Origin of the sequence: Arenibacter latericius DSM 15913 (genome assembly GCF_000424985.1) — a bacterium.
GTDB lineage: Bacteria > Bacteroidota > Bacteroidia > Flavobacteriales > Flavobacteriaceae > Arenibacter > Arenibacter latericius.
The window spans coordinates 1-4,650 of the sequence record NZ_AUKX01000085.1; the positions used below are offsets into that span (position 1 = coordinate 1).

4 protein-coding genes and 1 pseudogene are annotated in these 4,650 nt (G+C 36.3%); all 5 read left to right on the forward strand.

The window, feature by feature from the left end:
* Positions 1-294: pseudogene (locus H344_RS22205) on the forward strand (IS1182 family transposase); the annotation flags it as partial.
* 219 nt (positions 295-513) lie between these two features.
* Positions 514-924: a Fur family transcriptional regulator gene (locus H344_RS0116515; RefSeq protein ID WP_026811287.1), complete on the forward strand. Its 411-nt coding sequence runs from the start codon at positions 514-516 to the stop codon at positions 922-924.
* A gap of 67 nt (positions 925-991) precedes the next feature.
* Complete coding sequence (locus tag H344_RS0116520; RefSeq protein WP_026811288.1) at positions 992-3,175, forward strand: TonB-dependent receptor; 2,184 nt, start codon at positions 992-994, stop codon at positions 3,173-3,175.
* 1 nt (position 3,176) lies between these two features.
* Positions 3,177-3,971: a cation transporter gene (locus tag H344_RS0116525; RefSeq protein ID WP_026811289.1), complete on the forward strand. Its 795-nt coding sequence runs from the start codon at positions 3,177-3,179 to the stop codon at positions 3,969-3,971.
* A gap of 425 nt (positions 3,972-4,396) precedes the next feature.
* On the forward strand, positions 4,397-4,650 hold a 254-nt coding region (locus H344_RS21585), incomplete at its 3' end, for a transposase (protein WP_026811290.1).

The window sequence follows — 4,650 nt, forward strand, 5'->3', positions numbered from 1 at the left end:
CTGCGACAGGCATTGGTGGAACACCCTTATGGAACCATAAAACGACAGTGGGGCTTTGACCATATCATGACCAAGAAAGGGATTGGTGCAGCAAGTGCAGATTTCGGGCTTATGGCCCTGGCCTACAATCTAAGAAGACTTTACAACCTAGGAATAGTCCCAAAAACTCTTTTGGCCGTGCAAAACAACTATTTCCTATTAATAACTTCGCCCCTAATCGTCATTTTAATCCTCTTTGGGCCACAAAGCGATCACTCTACAAGAAATCGCTCCCTCAACTTTATTTTCACCTAATGAAAAAAATCGTGTATTTTTAAAACAGTAATCACGGAGTTTTGAGACAAACTCCCGTTGTGCATAATGCAAAAAATCGTTCTAAAATTCAACATTTGAACTAAAAAAGCCAACCGCACAAACAGCACATATATTTTTTTCCAACCGCAATAAGCCACCGCTAAAAAAATAAAAGAGCTGTTTTTCGCCAACGCTCGAAAAAAATGATACATTAGGAAAATGCAAACCGAAGAAGAAATCCTAAAAATAAAAAAAGTGAAAAACACCGCAGTCAGAACTGTGGTTTTACGTCATCTTTTGAGCCAAGAAAAAGCACAATCGTTGAAAGATATTGAAAACGCATTGGCATATACGGACAGAAGTTCGATTTTCAGAACGCTGAAAAAATTTGAGGAAAACAAAGTCATCCACAGCATTGAAGATGGTTCAGGAATGACCAAATATGCGGTTTGTGCCAAAGGTTGTAACTGCGACCCAAAGGATTTGCACTATCATTTTTATTGCACAAACTGCGATAAAACATTCTGCCTTTTTGATGTTCCTATTCCCAAAATTCAACTTCCCGAAAACTTCAAACTACAACAAGCAAATATGGTCGTAAAAGGTCTATGCGATAACTGTAACAAGTAATCTTTGCAATCGAGTTGCAGTAAATCCTAAATACATTTGCATTATTCTTTTAAACCAGAATAAGCAGATGAAAAACATATTTTTAAACACATTATTTTTATTCGTATCAATTATATCTTTCGCACAGACGAGTGATATTTCCATTTCTGTTAGAGATGCAGAAACTAACGAACCACTATTGGGAGCGACCGTCTATTTTGAAGAATTAGAGAAAGGAGCAGTAACCGATTTTGACGGAATTGCAAGGTTCACAGAAATCCCAAACGGAAACCTTATTATAAAAATTTCTTACATAGGCTTTGAAACCATAGAAACTACTATTGATGTTGGAACAAAAACAGCGTTCGATTTCAAGCTCGAATCGGGAGGAAATGAACTTGACGAAGTAGTCATACAATCTTCAAGAAGTACAAGAACTGTTAGAAAAATACCGACGAGAATAGAATTTATCGGAGCGGAGGAATTAAGCGAAAAAGCAGTAATGAACCCAACGAATATTTCAATGGTACTTCGGGAAAGTACAGGCATACAGATGCAACAAACTTCGTTAAGTAGCGGAAATACCAACATTAGAATTCAAGGTCTCGATGGACGATATACACAACTTTTGAGAGATGGATTTCCACTTTATGGCGGTTTTTCCAGCGGTTTGAGTATTTTACAAATTCCGCCATTAGACTTAAAACAATTTGAAATAATAAAAGGAAGTTCATCAACGCTTTATGGTGGTGGTGCGATTGCAGGTTTGATAAATATGGTTTCCAAAACACCAGACGAAGAACCTGCTTTGGATATTATGTTGACACAAACCCAAGCTCTGGGAAGTACAGCAAATGTATTTTACAGCAAACGGAATGAAAAATTTGGTGTTTCACTTTATGGTTCAGGTCATTATCAAAAAGCGTATGACCCAGAAGATGATGGCTTTAGTAACTTACCAAAAACAACTTCGATTTCATTCAACCCAAAGTTCTTTTATTATCCATCGGAAAAAACAACATTTTGGTTTGGCTTAAACGGAACGTATGACGACAGAATTGGTGGCGACATCACAAAAATTGAAAGTGGCGAAAATGGCATCCATCAATATACCGAAGAAAACGTATCGAAAAGATTGAGCAGTCAAGCGGTTTACGAAACTCAAATAGATTCCGTCAGTTCATTAAATATCAAAAATAGTATCTCGTTCTTCGACAGAGAACTGACCATTCCCGATTTTACATTTGACGGTAAACAAACCAATACATTCACGGAAATAAACTATCAAAAGTCAGCCAATAAAACAGATTGGATTTTTGGTGCAAACCTATATACTTCCGATTTTGATGAAAATGATAATGCAACTTTGCAACGTGACCAAACAGACATAACTTATGGAGCATTTGTAAATAATATTTATGACATTTCGGATAATTGGATTTTGGAAACAGGATTGCGAGCAGATTACAATACTGATTTTGGCTTCTTTCCGCTTCCCAGAGTTTCATTGCTATACAAAAATGATAGCGGATTTTCGAGCAGAATTGGTGGTGGTTTAGGCTACAAAATTCCAGATATTTTTACAGAAGAGGCAGAATTTATCAATTTCGAAAATGTACTTGGTATTGATAAATCTTCACTAAATGCGGAACGTTCTTATGGAGTAAATCTTGATTTCAACTATCAAACACGTTTATTTGAAACCGTTGGTTTTTCTATTAATCAACTGTTTTATGTAACTGCGATTAATGAAGCATTACTGTTAAATTCAACTGATAATGGATTTTTCCAATTTGAGAATGCAACAGATGAAATTTTGAGCAAAGGTGCTGAAACAAACATCAAGTTTACCTATAAAGATTTTAGGTGGTTCCTAAATTATGCACTCATTGACACAAGGTTGAACTATTTAGCTGGCAATCCTCAAAAACCTTTGACAGCAAAACATAACGCAGGAAGTGTTTTGATGTACGAATCTGAAAAATGGCGAATCGGTTATGAAACGTTTTACACAGGAAAGCAATTTTTGTCTAATGGAACAGAAACAACCGACTTCATAACAATGGGTTTTGTGGCAATGCGAAATTTTAAATGGGGAACAACGTTTGTGAATTTTGAAAACTTTACGGACAGAAGACAAAGCAGGTTTTCGCCATTGGTTTTGCCACCACACGACAATCCAGAATTTCCCGAAATCTATGCACCAACAGACGGTTTTATATTTAGCGTTGGGATAATTATCAAACCTTTTGGAAACGAAGATGACGACTAAAATGAACAAAACGATATTTATAATCAGTAAAATGGATTGTCCTTCCGAGGAAAATCTAATCCGAATGAAACTGGACGGAATTGAAGAAATCAAAAATCTCGATTTTGACATTCCCAACCGAAAACTGACTGTTTTTCACGATGGTCAAAACGACAAAATTGAAAAGTCAATTATCGAATTAAATTTAGGTGGAAAGAAAATTTCGACCGAAGAAACCAACGAAAAAGATTTTGAAGAAAACACTAACCAAAAAAAGCTACTTTGGATTGTATTGGCAATAAATTTTGTCTTCTTCATTATCGAAATGACAACAGGACTCATCTCAAAATCAATGGGATTGGTTGCCGATAGTTTGGATATGCTTGCCGACAGTTTTGTTTACGGAATTAGCTTGTTTGCGGTTGGCGGAACGTTGATTAAGAAAAAACGGATTGCAAAAATTGCAGGCTATTTTCAGATAACACTTGCGATTATCGGATTTGTGGAAGTGTTGAGAAGATTTTTTGGAGCCGAGAAACTTCCCGATTTTTCAACGATGATTATCGTTTCGATTTTAGCACTTATCGCAAACGGAATTTGTCTTTACATTTTGCAAAAGTCAAAGAGCAAAGAAGAGGCACATATGAAAGCGAGTATGATTTTTACTTCCAATGACGTGATTATCAATTTGGGAGTAATAATCGCAGGAATTTTAGTGAATTGGCTAAATTCCAACAAACCTGATTTGATTATCGGAACAATCGTTTTTATAGTGGTAATACAAGGTGCATTTCGGATTTTGAAATTAAGTAAGTAATCGGAATTGCCAACGCTGAAAGCCATACACATTTACAGTCGCTCAAGCCATCGCACCACCAAAACTGTAAAAGAATATGTCTTGCCAACGCTCAATTTAGAACTAAATAACAAACATCGGAAAACCAAGCAAAACGTGAAAAGCACTATGCACAACAATGTATATAAAACATAGCTATTACAGGCTTTCCGAGAGGTTTTTGCTTCTCTATTAAGTCCACCAAATTTTTATTTTTGTATATTTAAAAAATTAAAGATAAATAGAAAAAATAAAAATTTGGCTCGTGTATAATCCGAAAAGTTAGTGTTTATTTATACGCTACGTTTCATATACTAGACCGTCAGACTGTCTCAAAACTTAATAACCTTGTTGAAAACCCGTTGCATCATCTTCAGATCCAACCTCGGTTTTTTGTAACTTAAGGTATGGAATATCAACAAGGACAAGACCGGGAGCAGTTAACACTTTACAGCACTTGTTTGGACGACATGGTTCCGCAGGACAATTCAGTACGTTTTATCGATCAGTTTGTGGAAAGCATGGATCTGCGAGAATTGGGCTTTGATCCATTGCCCGCCCAGGGAAGACCGCCATACAATCCGGCAGATTTATTGAAACTCTATATCTACGGTTATATGAACCGCATGCGGTCCTCCAGGCAATTGGAAAAGGAATGCCA